This is a genomic window from Pseudomonas viridiflava, assembly GCF_003702045.1.
In the GTDB taxonomy this organism is placed as follows: domain Bacteria; phylum Pseudomonadota; class Gammaproteobacteria; order Pseudomonadales; family Pseudomonadaceae; genus Aquipseudomonas; species Aquipseudomonas viridiflava_C.
Genome location: NZ_RBTP01000079.1, coordinates 1 through 15,522 on the forward strand (window position 1 = coordinate 1; position 15,522 = coordinate 15,522).

Here is a 15,522-nt window from a genome sequence, read left to right on the forward strand (position 1 = left end):
GCGGCGCACGTACAACCCAACGAGGACAGCGGCGAGGTCAGACTCGACGGTTCCAAGGTTTCAGGCACCAAATCCACGCTCGATGGCAATACCCAACTGGGGCTGACGTTTGCGTACATGCTCACCCCGCACATCGGCATCGAACTGCTCGCTGCGACCCCGTTCAGCCACACCGTTGCGGTGAAAGGCCTCGGCCCAGGCCTTGATGGCAAGCTAGCGGACATCAAACACCTGCCGCCTACCCTGTCGCTGCAGTACTACCCGATGGAGCCTTCCTCCAAGTTCCAGCCTTACGCGGGCGTGGGCATCAACTACACCATGTTCTTCGACGAAGACCTGACAGGCGATCGCAAGAACCAGGGCTTCAGCAACCTCAAGCTGCAGGACTCGGTCGGCCTGGCCGCGCAACTGGGCATGGACTACATGATCACCGACAACGTACTGGTGAACGCATCGGTCTGGTACGTCGACATCAACACACAGGCCACCGTGGACGGCCCGTCGGCACTCGCGGTCGGCCGGACCAAAGTGGACGTGGAAATCGATCCGTGGGTCTACATGGTGGGCGTGGGTTACAAGTTCTGATTCTCCGCGCTTGGATCGTTTAAAACAGAAAGGCACCCGTTGGGTGCCTTTGCTTTTATGAACGCTCAAGTGCCTTGAACGTGCCACCGTCTATGTCAACGGTCGAGAATAACCGTGGCCCCTTACTTCCTCTTGGAAACAATTCGTAATGACCCCAGAGAAACTGCTCAGGCATCTGCAAAACAGTATTGTCGTGAGCGTCGATCTCCCGCACACCGACCGTGCCCATGCTCCGCGTTGGCATGCAGCCCGTGACGCTCTGCGTCACATTCGGGGTTCGGCTTTCACACTGATCGTGAATTAGCGCCCTATCAACAGCGCCAGTCCTGTGTTCAGTGGCGTGGGCGCGTCGATGTTGAAATGCTCAAGCAGCCGCTGATTGCTAGCCCGCGAATGCTTGATATCGCCTGAGCGCGGAGCTTGGTAAGTGACCTGCGGTTGCTTGCCTGTAACCTGCGCCAGTGCGGCGAGCAATTCGTTGAGCGAGGTGGTCTGGTTCAACCCGACGTTGACGGCACCTTCGATGGCACTGTCCAGCGCCAGCCCTTGCAGCAGCAGCTTGACCAGATCGCCGATGTAGAAAAAATCGCGGGTCTGCTCGCCGTCACCAAAAACGGTGATGGGCAGATTTTTTTCGATGCGCTCGGCAAAAATACTGATGACGCCGGAGTACGGCGATGAAGGGTCCTGGCGCGGGCCGAAGATGTTGAAGAAGCGGAAGATCACCGGCTCCAGGCCGTGCTGACGACGATAGAAATCCAGATAGAACTCGCTGGCCAGCTTGTCCGACGCGTAGGGCGTCAGCGGCGCCTTGGTGGTGTCTTCGGTGATGGCCTCGCCTTCGCCGTTATTACCATACACCGCTGCGCTGGAAGCAAAGATCACCCGTTTGACGCCCGCTTCACGCATGGCTTCGCAGACATTCAACGTGCCGATGAAATTGCTCTGATGGGTCCGCACCGGGTCCTCCACCGACGCCTGCACCGAGGCAACCGCCGCCAGGTGCACGACCGCCTGACAGCCCAATGCAGCACGCTTGACCAAGACTGCATCGGCAACATCGCCCACGATCAGTTCGACCTTGGGGTTATCAAGCGGCAGGTTGCTGCGCTTGCCCGCCGACAGATCATCGAGAACGCGCACGGCGTGCCCACGAGCCAGCAACGCGTCGGTCAGGTGCGAGCCGATGAAGCCCGCACCGCCAGTGATCAGAACAGGAGCATCAGACATGTCGGTAATACCGGTCCAGCAGGCTTGGCAGGCCAGCGCGCCAGGCGCGGGGCTTGATGCCGAAGGTATGGAGAATTTTCTTGCAGGCCAGCACCGCATGCTGGGGTTCTTCGCTGGCATCGGGACGTGCGGCATGAGCCTGCGCAGTCGGTGACTCGACGGCCAGCGGATGCAGAAGACGCGCTTCGGTCAACACAGCCTGCCCCAGCGCCAACGGCGTGGTGGCCTCGTGCCCCGCGTAATGGTAGGTGCCCCACAGCGGTGCTTCACAATCGAGCTGCTTGAGCACGGAAATGAGTACGCGGGCCGCGTCATCAACCGGCGTGGGATTGCCACGGCGATCATCGGCCAGGAGCAATTCCTGAGGCTTTTCGGCGCTCGACAGAAAACGGCCCAATACGCCATCGGCGCTGTCATCCAGCAGCCAGCCGAAGCGCACCAGCACGTGTTGCGGGCAGGTCGCGCGCACGCTTTGTTCAATCCGCCAGAGCGCTTGGCCACGAAGTCCCAGCGGGACCGGATCATCTTTTTCACTGTAGGCAGTGGCACGCGAGCCATCGAAGACTCGGTAGCTTGAAGGCTGGACCAGCGTAATGTTGTGGTGCTGACACAGTTGAGCCAGGCGCTCGACGGAGCGCTCCTGGCGGGTCAGACGCGCTTCGCTCACGGCCTCCGCCTGAAACCAGTCGAAGTAGTAAGCAAGGTTGATCAAGGCATCGGGACGGGTGTCATCGAGCAGTTGCGTCAGGCTCGCCGCGTCCCAACCGTCTTGCGGGGGACGTGGCGCGAGGAAGCCAATGTCTTCCTCGGCACCCAGACGAATCAACGCCTGCCCGAGGGCATTCCCACCGCCCAACAGCATAAGGCGCATTCGCATAGAGTCAGCAGGCTCGGTATCAGAATCATCAATTAGATAAATGAAAAACGCCTGCAAACATAACACGTTGGCTGCCAACCCCCAACAGTTGCGCAGCCTGGCGGGTTAATGGCGCTTTACGTGGCAGCCGGTCCCGGCGTGCCACTGCCTTTGGGCAGGCTCAGCGGGGCGGCAGGCGCTGTCGGCGAAGGCGGTCCTTCAGCTTCGGTGCCAGGCTGTGGCGTATTGATCCCCGGGCTCATCACCATCTGTGGATAAGTCTGGGCGAAGCGCACATTTGGGTGTTTATCCACAAGGCGCTTGAGACGCTCGTTGAACGCCCGCCCTACCGCATATTGTCCGCCAGAGGAGGTACGGAATTGCGCAGTCAGCACTACGCCGTTCAGGTCCATGCGGTCCACGCCGAACACTTCCAGCGGCCCTTGCAGGTTGTTCTTGAGCAGTACGTCCTCAGTGATCGACTGGCCCACCTCACGAATCAGCGACAGCGCGTCATCGATATCAGAGTCGTAGGTGAACTGCACCGAGAAGAACGCATAGGCGAACTGGCGGGACTGGTTGGTGACCGCCTTGATCTGCCCGAACGGCACCGAATGCACGAAGCCCTTGCCGTCACGCAGACGCACGGTACGGATCGTCAGGCTCTCGACCGTGCCGGAATGACCGGTGCTGAGCACCACCCAGTCGCCGATGGAAAAGGTGTCTTCCACGATGATGAACAGACCGGTGATCACATCCTGAACCAGCTGCTGCGAACCAAAACCGATCGCCAGACCGACGACACCGGCACCGGCCAGCAGCGGCGCGACGTTGATGCCCAGATTGGCCATCGTCGTGATCGCACAGATCACCACCAACACGATTTTCACCGCGTTACGCAGCAGCGGCAGGATGGTTTTGATCCGCGTGCTCGGGTGGCGCCCGCTGCGATGGTTGACCGGTGGCTTGAGGGCCTCCTGAATGGCGGTGTCCAGCACCACCCACAGCAACCAGGTCACGAGGAAAATCAGCCCGATGCTGCTCAGCGACTCACTGATCACCCGACCCAGCGTATTGCGCTGGGCAAACTCGAACATCGAGAAGCCCCAGATGCGGCCCAGTATCTCGATGAAGCTGATCGCAAGCACGATGCGCAGCACCGCATACAACAGGCTCAGCAGCCGTGCCTTGTAGACATGCCCTCCCCGTCCAAGCAATTCGGCAGGCTTGAACATGTGCTGGAAAACGGTGCTCAGGAATACTGTGGCAATCAACAGGATGGTGGTGAACAACGCGCAACGCAGCGCTTCCTGACTGTCCTCGCCGGCGCCGATCAGATTGATCGCCGACACCAGAATCATCAGCAGGATGGGCAAGTGCCACAGGTTGGAAAATATCTTCAGCGACTGTTGCAAGGCAGGCCTTTGCAGGCGGCTGCTCAATGACCGGTTGCGGATCAGGTGAGCCACCGGGCGGCGCACCTTGATGATCAGCATGCAGAACACCACCGACGCGAACAACCCGGTGAACACCGCCACGCTGGTGGTGACGTTGCTGCCCAATTGGCGAGCGATCTGCGGGCTGGTCAGTGCATCGCTCAGCGCTGCCAGAAAGCCGACCACGAACAAGGGGCGCGGTGCATAGCGTCGAATCATGCGCACGGCCGCGCGCTTGTGACCGGCATTGAACATCACGATCACGCAGAGCAGGACCGACGTCGAAACAATACCGCTGCTGGTGGCGTAGGCAAAACACAACGACAGTGCGCGCCCGACCGAGGAGGGCATGAAATGGCTGACATACAGCGTCAAAGGCAGGCAGATGATGGCGGGCAGCGTGAACGGCAACACGTATTTAAGCAGCGCCTGGCTGCGCTGGCGCACGCTCAAGAACGGCGTCCGGCACAGGCGAACGGCCACGAAGCGACCCAGCGTGGTCAGGACCGCGAAGGCCCCCATCCACACAAAGGACAGAATCAGGAAATCGCCGACCACACTCCAGGGTGATCGCGTCGTACGTTTATTGACCAGTTTTTCGATTTCATCTGCGGCGCGGTCAGCGCGCAAGCGCCAGGCATCCAGCAGGTTATCGTCCAGGTTGAGCTTTTCCTGCACGTCATCGATGCTGGTGCTGATCGCCCCGAGCAGACCGCCTTGCACGATCAGTTCGGCGGCTGGATCCGCAGCCGGATCCGCGGCGTCGGCCGGTTTATCGTCGGCTTTGGCATCGGACTTGGTATCGGCTTTGGCATCAGGTTTTGCATCGGGTTTGTCAGCCGCTTTACCGTCAGGTTTTTCAGCGGCCTTGTCATCGGCGGGAACTGCGGCGCTCATGGGCAGCGCAGGCACGTCCGCCGCCTGAACATGAAAACTGCCCGTGAACAGCAACAGACCCGTCAGGATCAAGGTTTTCAGCTGAGACGCCACGCAGTTTCCTCCTTCAATGGGCAGGCAGGGCTTCAGCCCCAAGGAACTGATTCCGGTTTGCGTGGCAAGTTCGGTTTTGGCGGGGGAAATAGATGAGCCGATGTTTCAGGTGGCCCTTTGCCTGTCAACGATCATGCCGTGTCTTGCCGATCACTAACGCGCCCGGACCGGTCAGCGCCAACCCCGCGAACAGAATCATCAGCAGCCAGGCGAACTGGCCCTGCTCCATTGACCATCCCGGGTGAACGAAGAGGACCGCCACTGCCAGCACAGCCAGTATCGGCAGGCACGCCAGCCGTGCCCACACACCAAGAATCAGCAGCACGGGGCAGATCACTTCAGCGAAGACAGCCAACCCCAGCGTCAGAGTGCCACCCAGGCCGAACGGGTCTTCGATGCGCTGCACCTCCTCGCTCCAGTGCATCAGCTTTGGCAGCCCATGCACGTGCAGTAACAGCAGCGAGACACTGACGCGCATGAACAGCAGCCCCCAGGCGAGCAGGGCCTGAGATCGTTTTGGCGACTGAGCGGACTGAAGGTGCGATGCGTCATTCAGCATGGTCTAGGATCTCTCGGGCAGGCTGGGCTTTAGCGCAATTATGCGACCGGCCGGTTGCAGGAAATTGTTGTGATGTGCCGAGTTCCGCAGGCAATCAGATGGGCACATGCACGCAATTACTGCGAGCGGACTGGATCGATACTGCTGCAGTGCGCGCCCATGACTGCGCCTGCCCCATCAACCCATACCCGAGGAACCTGCATGAGCACTTTCACAACGCAAGATGGCACTGAGATCTATTTCAAGGACTGGGGAACGGGCAAGCCGGTTCTCTTCAGCCACGGCTGGCCGCTGGACGCGGACATGTGGGAATACCAGATGGAGTACCTGAGCAGTCGCGGCTATCGCACCATCGCCTTTGACCGTCGCGGCTTTGGCCGCTCGAGCCAACCGTGGACCGGCTACGACTACGACACGTTCGCGGACGACATCGCGGCGCTGATCAAACACTTGGACTTGCGCGACGTGACGTTGGTCGGCTTCTCGATGGGCGGCGGTGATGTGACCCGCTACATCGCTCGCCACGGCACCGAGCGCGTGGCCAAACTGGCGCTGCTGGGCGCAGTGACACCGTATTTCATCAAAAGCGACGACCATCCCCAAGGCGTCGAAAAATCGGTGTTCGATGGCATCAAGGCGGGGCTGCTGAAAGACCGTGCGCAATTCATCGCCGACTTCGCTACGCCGTTCTATGGCACCAATAAGGGCCAGACCGTTTCTGAAGGCGTGCTGACCCAGACACTGAACATCGCACTGCTGGCGTCGCTCAAGGGCACGGTTGACTGTGTGACTGCATTCTCCGAAACCGATTTCCGCCCCGACATGGCGAAAATCGACGTACCGACGCTGGTCATTCACGGCGACGGCGACCAGATCGTACCGTTCGAAGCCACCGGCAAGCTGGCGGCGGAGATGATCAAGGGGGCTGAGCTGAAAGTTTACCCAGGCGCACCGCATGGTTTTGCGGTGACCCACGGGCAGCAGCTCAATGAAGACCTGTTGGCGTTTTTGGCTGATTGACAGTTCACCGAACGGTGGAAGGCCTCACCACATCTTCGGCGTAGCGCTGTCGCCCAGTAAACTTAGTGCGAGCGTACCGGGCGGCGCTCACGGTTGAGCTGCGTACGTAGGAGTGGACTTGTCCACGAAGGCTGTTTTCAGACGCCGTATCTCGGCTGATGGGCCAGCCGCTTTCGCGGACAAGTCCGCTCCCACGATTGAGCTGTGTGAGTGGACTTGTCCACGAAGGCCGTTTTTCAGACGCCGCGTCTCGGCTGAATGGGCCGCCCTTTCGCGGAACAGTCCGCTCCCACGGTTCGAATTGCGTCGTCTCAATCCGCCTGCACGGTCAATTGATTCTGTTCGCCCAACCCCTCGATCCCCAAGCGTATGCGCTGCCCGGCACGCAGGAAAACCGGCTCAGGTTTCACACCCAGTCCGACGCCCGGTGGTGTACCGGTTGAAATGACATCGCCCGGTTGCAGGCTCATGCAACGGCTCAGGTACGCAACCAGCTGCGGTATGGTGAATACCAAGGTTCGCGTGTTCCCGTTCTGATAACGATGGCCGTCGACCTCCAGCCACAGGTTCAGCGAATGCGGATCGGCAATCTCGTCACGGGTCACCAGCCAGGGGCCGAGCGGGCCGAAGGTGTCGAAACCCTTGCCCTTGTCCCAAGTGCCGCCACGCTCCAGTTGCCATTCGCGCTCGGACACATCATTGATCACGCAATAACCGGCCACGTGCTCCATTGCGTGGGCTTCGTCGATGTTGCGCCCGCCTTTGCCGATCACCACACCCAGCTCCACTTCCCAGTCGGTCTTGACCGAGCCACGCGGGATTTCGATGTTGTCGTTCGGACCGCAGATGGCGCTGGTCCATTTGTTGAAGATGACCGGTTCCTTGGGCACTTCCATATTGGACTCAGCAGCATGGTCGGCGTAATTCAGGCCGATGCACACGAACTTGCCCACTTGCCCCACACAAGGGCCGATGCGTGGCTGGCCTGTCACCAACGGCAGGCTCACGGGGTTGATCGTCGCCAAGGCAGCGAGACCGGCTGGCGTCAGCACCTCGCCCGCGATGTCTTTGATGTGGGCGGACAGGTCGCGAATCTGGTTGTCGGCGTCAAGCAGGCCGGGTTTCTCCGAGCCTTTGTCTCCGTAACGAAGCAATTTCATCGAGTTCTCCTGTTGTCTGTCGAACATGCAAAGCAGGGTTTCAAACGCTCATGCCGCCATCGATGACGTGCACCGCGCCCGACGTGTACGAGGATGCGTCAGAGCCCAGGTACAGAACCAGTTGCGCAATTTCTTCGACGCTGCCGATGCGACCCATCGGCTGGCGGTCGACGAACTGTTGATAGACCTGCGCCTCGGATACGCCCTGTTGCTCAGCCTGTGCAGCGATACGCATGCGCAGCGACGGTGAATCCACCGTACCCGGACAAATAGCATTGCAGCGAATGCCTTGCCCAATGAAATCTGTGGCGACCGATTTGGTCAGGCCTATCACGGCCGCTTTGGTGGCGCTGTAGGCGAAGCGGTTGGGCACGCCTTTGACGCTTGAAGCCACAGAAGACATGTTGATAATCGAACCGCCGCCACGCGCAAGCATGCCAGGCAAAAACGCCTGAATCATGCGATACATCGCCGTCACGTTGATCTCAATGGAGCGCTGCCATGCGGCTTCGTCGCACTCCAGAAGGGTCCCGCTGTGCACGTAACCTGCGCAGTTAAACAACACGTCCACCGGGCCGATGCTTTCGCTGGCAAGCCGGATGTCGTGCGCCGAGGTCACGTCCAGCCTGATGGCCTCCACGCCCTCAACGCCTTGCAGGTTGTGCAGGTCAATGTCTGTGGCAATGACCTGAGCACCGGCCTGTGCGAACGCCTTGGCACTGGCCAGCCCTATCCCTTGACCTGCCGCCGTGATCAGCACTCGCTTGTCGTTCATCATCATGTTTTCTCCATGCCGAGGATGGTGGGGGCAACCGGCGCGATCACTTCAGCCCTGCCAAGCATGCTGCGCGGGATCATCAGGATCAGCCCGCCACTGACCAGCAAACAGAGCGCCAGTACATAAGTCCCGTTGTTAATATCGCCCGTCAGCGTCTCTGCAACTGCCGTGATCATCGAACCGGTGAAACCGGACAGGTTGCCGATGGCGTTGATCATCCCGATGCCTGCCGCGGCAGCGACGCCGGACAGCAACGTACCCGGCAGCGTCCAGAAGATCGGCATCAGGCTGAGAATCCCCGACGCTGCCACACTGAGAAACACCACCGACAATACTAGATTGTGGGCAAAGTAGGCGCTAAGGATCAGACCAATGCCGCCAATGAAAGCTGGAACGGCGGCGTGCAGCCGGCGTTCACCGGTGCGATTGGAGTGGCGTGCATTGAGGAGCATGGCAATGGTTGCGATGCTGTAGGGAATGGCGGTCAACAAACCGATATGAAAGGTATTGGCGATACCGGCACTCTTGATGATCGACGGCATCCAGAAGGCCAGGCCATAGAAGCCGGTGTTGAACGTCAGCAATATCAGCACCAGCAGCCACACACGCGGATTGAAGAACACCTCACCGAGCTTCGATGCCTTACCCTTGTTGTCGTTCGCAAGGTTGGCCTTGAGCATGGCTTTCTCGGCTGCCGAGAGCCATTTGGCCGAATCGATGCTGTCGCACAGATAGACGATGACCACCACCGCCATGATGATCGAGGGAATGCCTTCGATGATCAGCATCCACTGCCAACCGGCCATGCCGTGGACGCCGTTCATGCGGGTCATCAGCCAGCCTGACAGCATGCCGCCCAGCGTCAGGCTGACTGGCAAGGCCATCAGGAAACCAGACATCACGCGGCTTTGCCGATGCGTCGGAAACCAATAGTTCAGGTACAGGATGACGCCGGGAAAGAAGCCCGCTTCACAAACGCCGAGCAAAAAGCGCAGCACGTAAAACATGGTGCTCGACTCGACGTGAACGAACCGTGCAAGCGGCACCGTGAACGCAACGGCGATGGACACCAGCGCCCAGCTGAACATGATTCGGGCAATCCAGAAACGCGCGCCAAGCCGATGCAGCAGCAGGTTGCTCGGCACTTCGAACAGGAAATAACCCCAGAAGAACACACTGGCGCCCAGCGCATAGACGGTGTTGCTGAATTGCAGGTCGCTGAGCATGTCCAGCTTGGCGAAACCTATGTTGACGCGATCCAGGTACGCGGCCATGTAGCACAGCAACAGAATCGGCAGAATTCTCAGGATGACTTTGCGATAGGTGCGGTTTTCAAAACCGGCATCGTGCCCTTGCTGTTCGGAGCGTGTATGCATGTGAATCACCCTTGGCATGCGGGCATGCCTCATTGTTTTTATGGAGTGGGTCTTCGCAGCGGCAGACGACCAGCCGCCCGATGCTGGGACTGGTCAGTAATCTAGGACAGGGATCGATTCAATCCCAATGGCATTTTTGGATTAAGCGATAACAGCTGGTTATTGATTTTGCCGCAGGCTCAAACCTGTTTCTCCTGAGCCAAACGTGCGTTCTCCAAAAGAATGCTGGCGAACTCCTGAGCAGGTCCCGCAAGCCGTTCGCTTTTGCGGGTCAGGATGCCGTAGAACTGTGGCACCAGATGCATCTGTGTTTCCAGCGTCTTGAGCAAGCCGCTTTCCAGGTGAGGAGCGACCATTGCGTCAGGCAGCATGCCGATCATCGGACCGCTTTGCAGCACCTTCAGAAAGGTCTGCATGGAGATGGTATCGATGGTGTTGCGCGGTACGTCCACGCCTGCATTGGCGAACGCCTCTTCCATGCGCCCGCGAATCGGCGTGCCCTTGGGGTACAGCATCCACGGCCAGTCCACCAGTTGCCGCAAGGTCATGGGGCCCGCGTCGCACAGTGGATGGCGGCTGTTGACCACGATACTGAAAGGCTCGGGCGCCAGCGCCTGAAAATCGTAGCGCTGCTGCTGGCCCTGTTCGGTGAAGCGCCCAATGGCCAGGTCCAGCGTGCGCTCCTCCAGCATCGCCATCAGATGGTCACTGGTTTGTTCCACCACTTCGATCGCCAATAACGGCCAGCGCTCTTTGATCTGCACGATGGCTTGGGGCAGCACCACGGCGGTGGCCGCGAAAATCCCACCCACCTTGAGGTGCCCATGACCGCCGGCACTCAGGTTGTTGATCTGCTCGACAAAGGTGCGGGCATCGTTCAACGCCAACTGTGCGTATCGCACCACCTGCAGCCCCAGCGAGGTCGGGACCATGCTGCGCGGCAACCGCTCGAAAATTGCGAAACCCAACAGGCTTTCAATCTCCTTGAGCATCTTGCTGAGTGCAGGCTGGCTGAGGTTCATCTGCTGCGCGGCCAGATGCATGTTCTGCGTTCGGCCCAGCGTATCGATCAGGGTCAGGTGCCGGAATTTAAGCCAGTTGCAGAAGCTGGAGAAGGACAGGTCCGACATGTTTTCCTCGGCCCCGGCAATAACGCCAGGTTATCGATAAGTGAAAATTTGCCATTGGAGTTTATCCACAGCGCCCCCTAGCGTGCAGGTTTTAATGAATCAGGAAGCCTTCGCCATGCCGATCAGCCTCACGCCCGAAAACACCCTGCCCACGGACGGCCTGCCCGCCACGCTGATCGGGCGCGCCTGGATTCCCGGCACACTGGCAGGCCCCTCTCCCATCGTGCTGCGCGCCGATGGGGTCTTCGATCTATCGGCACATTTTGCGACCATCAGCGAGCTGCTGGAGCAGGACTCGCCACTGGATGCCGTGCGTCAGGCAGAGGGACGTTTTGTGACCCGTCTTGACGCGCTATTGGCCAATACCGGTCCGAATCCTGATCCTGACCAGCCGTATCTGCTCGCGCCGCTGGACCTGCAGGTTATCAAAGCGGCGGGCGTGACCTTTGCCGCCAGCATGATTGAGCGCGTCATTGAAGAAAAAGCCGGTGGCGATGCAGCGGCTGCCGAAAGCGTGCGGGCGATGGTGCGTGAAGTGATTGGCGATAACTTGCGCGCCGTCAAACCCGGTTCCGAACAGGCTGCGCGTCTGAAAACGGTACTGACCGAGAAAGGCATGTGGTCACCGTACCTGGAAGTGGGCATCGGTCCTGACGCCGAAATTTTCACTAAGGCTCCCGTGCTGTCCGCCGTCGGCAGCGCCAGCCAGATCGGCATTCACCCTGGCTCGCAATGGAACAACCCAGAGCCCGAGGTGGTGCTGGCGGTGAACAGCCGCGGTCAGGTGAAGGGCGCGACGCTGGGCAACGACGTCAACTTGCGCGACTTTGAAGGTCGAAGCGCACTGCTGCTGGGTAAAGCCAAGGACAACAACGCGTCTTGTGCCATCGGGCCGTTCATTCGTCTGTTCGACGAACATTTCGGCCTGGAGGACGTACGCAACTGCGTCATCGATCTACAGGTACACGGCAGCGACGGTTATCGGTTGAACGGCGCCAGCTCCATGAATCAGATCAGCCGCGACCCGCTGGACCTTGTGGCACAGACGCTCAATGCCAATCACCAGTACCCGGACGGCCTGGTGCTGTTCCTGGGTACGCTGTTTGCGCCCACAGAAGACCGTGATCACCCCGGTGCCGGGTTCACCCACAAGCAGGGAGATCAGGTGACCATCAGCAGCCGCTCGCTTGGCAGCCTGCACAATCAGGTCACGTTCAGTGACATCGCCACGCCCTGGACATTCGGTATCAGCGCATTGTTCAGCAACCTCTGCGCCCGAGGCTTACTGGGGCGTTAAGCGGCACACTCCCGACCTGAACGCCCAATAACAAGAGAGAAAGCCACCATGACCCAGCCTTTGAAACGTTCCCTGCGCAGCCAGCAATGGTTCGACGACCCCGACCACGCCGACATGACTGCGCTGTATGTCGAGCGCTACATGAACTACGGCCTGACGCGAGATGAGCTGCAATCTGGACGGCCGATCATCGGTATCGCCCAGACCGGCAGCGACCTGACGCCCTGCAACCGTCATCACATCGAACTGGCCCAGCGGGTCAAGGCCGGGATTCGCGACGCGGGCGGAATTCCAATGGAGTTTCCGGTCCATCCGATTGCCGAGCAAAGCCGCCGTCCTACCGCTGCGCTGGACCGCAACCTGGCCTATCTTGGGCTGGTGGAGATTCTGCACGGCTATCCGCTCGATGGCGTGGTGCTCACCACCGGCTGCGACAAAACCACGCCCGCCTGCCTGATGGCTGCGGCGACTACGGATTTGCCGGCCATCGTGCTGTCCGGTGGACCGATGCTCGATGGCCATCACAAAGGCGAACTGATCGGCTCCGGCACCGTGCTGTGGCATGCACGCAAGCTATTGGCAGCCGAAGAGATCAGCTACGAAGGCTTCATGGAAATGACCACCGCCGCATCGCCCTCGGTCGGTCATTGCAACACCATGGGCACGGCGTTATCCATGAACGCATTGGCTGAAGCCTTGGGCATGTCATTGCCAGGCTGTGCGAGCATTCCGGCACCGTATCGCGAGCGCGGGCAAATGGCATACGCCACGGGCAAACGCATTTGCGATCTGGTGCGTGAAGACGTGAAGCCCTCGCACATCATGACGCGCCAGGCATTCGAAAACGCGATTGCCGTGGCTTCGGCGCTGGGTGCGTCGAGTAACTGTCCGCCGCACTTGATCGCCATCGCCCGCCATACGGGTATCGACCTGAGTCTGGACGACTGGCAGCGGATCGGCGAAGACGTCCCGTTGCTGGTCAACTGCATGCCTGCGGGAAAATACCTGGGCGAAGGCTTTCACCGCGCGGGCGGCGTGCCTGCCGTGATGCATGAACTGCAAAAAGCCGGACGTCTGCATGAGGAATGCGCCACGGTCAGCGGCCGGACCATTGGCGACATTGTCCGCGCATCCGTGACCACCAACACCGAGGTGATCCTGCCCTACGACGCGCCCCTCAAGTACCGCGCGGGGTTCATCGTGCTCAGCGGCAATTTCTTCGACAGCGCCATCATGAAGATGTCGGTGGTGGGCGAGGCCTTCCGCAAGACCTACCTGTCCGAGCCGGGAGCGGAAAACAGTTTCGAAGCACGTGCCATCGTATTTGAAGGGCCTGAGGACTATCGTGCACGCATCGACGACCCTGCGCTGGACATCGACGAGCGCTGCATTCTGGTCATTCGTGGCGCAGGCACAGTCGGTTATCCAGGCAGCGCCGAAGTGGTCAACATGGACCCTCCCGCCGCGCTGATTAAACAAGGCATCGACTCGCTGCCGTGTCTGGGCGACGGTCGCCAGAGTGGCACGTCAGCCAGCCCATCGATTCTCAACATGTCGCCGGAAGCAGCCATCGGCGGAGGCCTGGCCTTGCTGCGCACCAACGATCGCCTGCGCGTCGACCTCAACGCCCGCTCGGTCAACCTGCTGGTGGACGAAGATGAAATGGCCGCACGCCGCCAGGCATGGGCACCCTCGATTCCGCCCTCGCAAACGCCCTGGCAGGAACTTTATCGTCAGTTGGTCGGGCAGTTATCCACAGGCGGCTGCCTGGAACCGGCCACGCTGCACATGAAGGTGATCGCACGCAGTGGCGCGCCGAGGCATTCGCACTGAGGGGGGTGTAGGGAGCGCATCCGCCCTTGCGGCGGATGCGTGGTACGGGTCAGGCCGTTGCTTGCGCAAGCGTCGGGTAATCGGTGTAGCCCTCTGCCCCGCCACCGTAAAGCGTGGCCGGGTTCATTGCCGCCAGCGGCGCGCCTGCTTTCAAGCGCTCGGTCAGGTCCGGATTACTAATGAACGGACGCCCGAACGCCACCAGGTCAATATGGCCATCAACCAGTTGCGAGGTTGCCAGATCGAGGTCGTACCCGTTGTTGGCCAGATAGGTCTGATGGAAGCGCTTACGCAGTTGCTGATAGTTGAAAGGTGCAACATCGCGCGGACCACCGGTAGCGCCCTCGACGACATGAAGATAAATGACGCCCAGTGCACTGAGTTCCTCGGCAATGTAGTTGTACTGAGGCTGAGGATCGCTGCACGTGATCGCGCCAGCAGGCGAGGTGGGCGAAATGCGGACGCCGGTACGGTTCGCACCAATTTCATTGACGACCGCAGCCGTCACTTCCAGCAACAGACGCGCACGGTTCTCGACAGAGCCGCCGTAAGCGTCAGTCCGGGTATTGGCGCCATCCTTGATGAACTGCTCCAGCAGGTAACCGTTCGCGCCGTGCACCTCCACACCATCAAAACCGGCTGCAATGGCATTCGCCGCCGCCTGACGGAAATCATTCACGATGCCCGGCAACTCGCTCAATTCCAGCGCACGCGGCTCGGAAACATCATGGAAGCCGTTATTCACGAACGTCTTGGTTTCGGCACGAATCGCCGAAGGCGCAACCGGCGCAGCACCGCCCGGTTGCAAATCCACATGAGAAATACGCCCCACGTGCCACAGCTGCACAAAAATACGTCCACCTTTGGCATGCACCTCATCCGTCACCTTGCGCCAGCCATCAATCTGCGCTTGGGTATAAATGCCCGGCGTGTCTTGATAACCCTGCGCCTGCGGCGATACCTGAGTCGCTTCAGTGATCAGCAAACCGGCAGACGCGCGCTGGCCGTAATAGGTCGCAGCCAGCTCGCTCGGCACCAGCCCCGCGCCCGCACGGTTGCGAGTCAGCGGAGCCATGACGATACGGTTGGACAACACGAGGTTGCCGAGGCGGTAAGTGTCGAAGAGGGATTTTTCGGTCATGTTGAGGCCTGTGATTGAGGTGGCTTTGGTCATGGGTCTGAAGCTTGGACGCGAAAGCATTGGCGCCAACGGCATCATGGGTTCAAAAGATGAATTTATGATGATGACCAAAATCCAAATCGTCAAGGGTT

General features: G+C 60.0%; 13 protein-coding genes. 4 read left to right on the forward strand and 9 right to left on the reverse strand.

All coding sequences use genetic code 11. The annotated features are described in order from the left end of the window. Positions 1-585, forward strand: a 585-nt coding sequence (locus ALP40_RS24995; protein ID WP_122210804.1) for an OmpW family protein, incomplete at its 5' end; no start/stop codon positions are given. A 300-nt stretch (positions 586-885) separates the two neighbouring features. Here the strand turns inward: ALP40_RS24995 and ALP40_RS25000 are convergent. The 4 genes from ALP40_RS25000 to ALP40_RS25015 all read right to left on the reverse strand — a co-directional run bounded on the left by ALP40_RS25000 (position 886) and on the right by ALP40_RS25015 (position 5,575). Further along, the gene (locus ALP40_RS25000) at positions 886-1,815 is read right to left on the reverse strand and encodes an NAD-dependent epimerase/dehydratase family protein (RefSeq protein WP_122210805.1); all 930 of its coding nucleotides are present in this window, start codon (positions 1,813-1,815) and stop codon (positions 886-888) included. Further along, a complete protein-coding gene (locus tag ALP40_RS25005) occupies positions 1,808-2,692 on the reverse strand; it encodes a sugar nucleotide-binding protein (protein WP_122210806.1) in 885 nt (294 codons plus the stop codon). The genes ALP40_RS25000 and ALP40_RS25005 overlap by 8 nt, the downstream gene beginning before the upstream one ends. A gap of 116 nt (positions 2,693-2,808) precedes the next feature. Further along, on the reverse strand, positions 2,809-5,097 hold the full coding sequence (locus ALP40_RS25010) for a mechanosensitive ion channel family protein (protein ID WP_122210807.1): 2,289 nt from the start codon (positions 5,095-5,097) through the stop codon (positions 2,809-2,811). A gap of 124 nt (positions 5,098-5,221) precedes the next feature. Further along, positions 5,222-5,575, reverse strand: coding sequence for a DoxX family protein (locus ALP40_RS25015; protein ID WP_409077542.1), 354 nt, complete (start codon positions 5,573-5,575; stop codon positions 5,222-5,224). A gap of 282 nt (positions 5,576-5,857) precedes the next feature. Between ALP40_RS25015 and ALP40_RS25020 the strand changes: the two genes are divergently transcribed. After that, entirely contained in the window at positions 5,858-6,676 is an 819-nt protein-coding gene (locus tag ALP40_RS25020; protein ID WP_122210809.1) for an alpha/beta fold hydrolase, read from the forward strand. Between the two features lie 311 nt (positions 6,677-6,987). Here ALP40_RS25020 and ALP40_RS25025 read toward each other — a convergent pair whose 3' ends face one another. From ALP40_RS25025 to ALP40_RS25040, 4 genes are all read right to left on the reverse strand, one after another. Continuing rightward, a complete protein-coding gene (locus ALP40_RS25025; protein ID WP_122210810.1) occupies positions 6,988-7,836 on the reverse strand; it encodes an ureidoglycolate lyase in 849 nt (282 codons plus the stop codon). 40 nt (positions 7,837-7,876) lie between these two features. Continuing rightward, positions 7,877-8,617 (reverse strand): SDR family oxidoreductase, encoded by a 741-nt coding sequence (locus ALP40_RS25030; RefSeq protein ID WP_122210811.1) that lies wholly within the window; start codon positions 8,615-8,617, stop codon positions 7,877-7,879. Then, complete coding sequence (locus ALP40_RS25035) at positions 8,614-9,990, reverse strand: MFS transporter (RefSeq protein WP_122210812.1); 1,377 nt, start codon at positions 9,988-9,990, stop codon at positions 8,614-8,616. Before ALP40_RS25035 ends, ALP40_RS25030 begins: the two co-directional genes overlap by 4 nt. 179 nt (positions 9,991-10,169) lie before the next feature. Beyond that, entirely contained in the window at positions 10,170-11,120 is a 951-nt protein-coding gene (locus ALP40_RS25040) for a LysR family transcriptional regulator (protein WP_122210813.1), read from the reverse strand. A 115-nt stretch (positions 11,121-11,235) separates the two neighbouring features. On the opposite strand from ALP40_RS25040, the gene ALP40_RS25045 reads away from it, so the two are divergent. Together ALP40_RS25045 and ALP40_RS25050 are read left to right on the forward strand one after the other, a co-directional pair. Next, the gene (locus tag ALP40_RS25045) at positions 11,236-12,417 is read left to right on the forward strand and encodes a fumarylacetoacetate hydrolase family protein (protein WP_122210832.1); all 1,182 of its coding nucleotides are present in this window, start codon (positions 11,236-11,238) and stop codon (positions 12,415-12,417) included. 48 nt (positions 12,418-12,465) lie between these two features. Then, positions 12,466-14,250 (forward strand): IlvD/Edd family dehydratase, encoded by a 1,785-nt coding sequence (locus ALP40_RS25050; protein WP_122210814.1) that lies wholly within the window; start codon positions 12,466-12,468, stop codon positions 14,248-14,250. A gap of 49 nt (positions 14,251-14,299) precedes the next feature. Here ALP40_RS25050 and ALP40_RS25055 read toward each other — a convergent pair whose 3' ends face one another. Continuing rightward, on the reverse strand, positions 14,300-15,391 hold the full coding sequence (locus ALP40_RS25055) for an alkene reductase (protein ID WP_122210833.1): 1,092 nt from the start codon (positions 15,389-15,391) through the stop codon (positions 14,300-14,302). Between the last annotated feature and the right edge of the window lie 131 nt (positions 15,392-15,522).

Bases quoted from the DNA above. Each gene is read 5' to 3' on its own strand.
- ALP40_RS25050 (WP_122210814.1), top strand. From the start codon at position 12,466: ATGACCCAGCCTTTGAAACGTTCCCTGCGCAGCCAGCAATGGTTCGAC.
- ALP40_RS25030 (WP_122210811.1), bottom strand. From the start codon at position 8,617: ATGATGATGAACGACAAGCGAGTGCTGATCACGGCGGCAGGTCAAGGG.
- ALP40_RS25000 (WP_122210805.1), bottom strand. From the start codon at position 1,815: ATGTCTGATGCTCCTGTTCTGATCACTGGCGGTGCGGGCTTCATCGGC.
- ALP40_RS25055 (WP_122210833.1), bottom strand. From the start codon at position 15,391: ATGACCGAAAAATCCCTCTTCGACACTTACCGCCTCGGCAACCTCGTG.
- ALP40_RS25005 (WP_122210806.1), bottom strand. From the start codon at position 2,692: ATGCGAATGCGCCTTATGCTGTTGGGCGGTGGGAATGCCCTCGGGCAG.
- ALP40_RS25020 (WP_122210809.1), top strand. From the start codon at position 5,858: ATGAGCACTTTCACAACGCAAGATGGCACTGAGATCTATTTCAAGGAC.
- ALP40_RS25025 (WP_122210810.1), bottom strand. From the start codon at position 7,836: ATGAAATTGCTTCGTTACGGAGACAAAGGCTCGGAGAAACCCGGCCTG.
- ALP40_RS25015 (WP_409077542.1), bottom strand. From the start codon at position 5,575: ATGCGCGTCAGTGTCTCGCTGCTGTTACTGCACGTGCATGGGCTGCCA.
- ALP40_RS25045 (WP_122210832.1), top strand. From the start codon at position 11,236: ATGCCGATCAGCCTCACGCCCGAAAACACCCTGCCCACGGACGGCCTG.
- ALP40_RS25040 (WP_122210813.1), bottom strand. From the start codon at position 11,120: ATGTCGGACCTGTCCTTCTCCAGCTTCTGCAACTGGCTTAAATTCCGG.
- ALP40_RS25035 (WP_122210812.1), bottom strand. From the start codon at position 9,990: ATGCATACACGCTCCGAACAGCAAGGGCACGATGCCGGTTTTGAAAAC.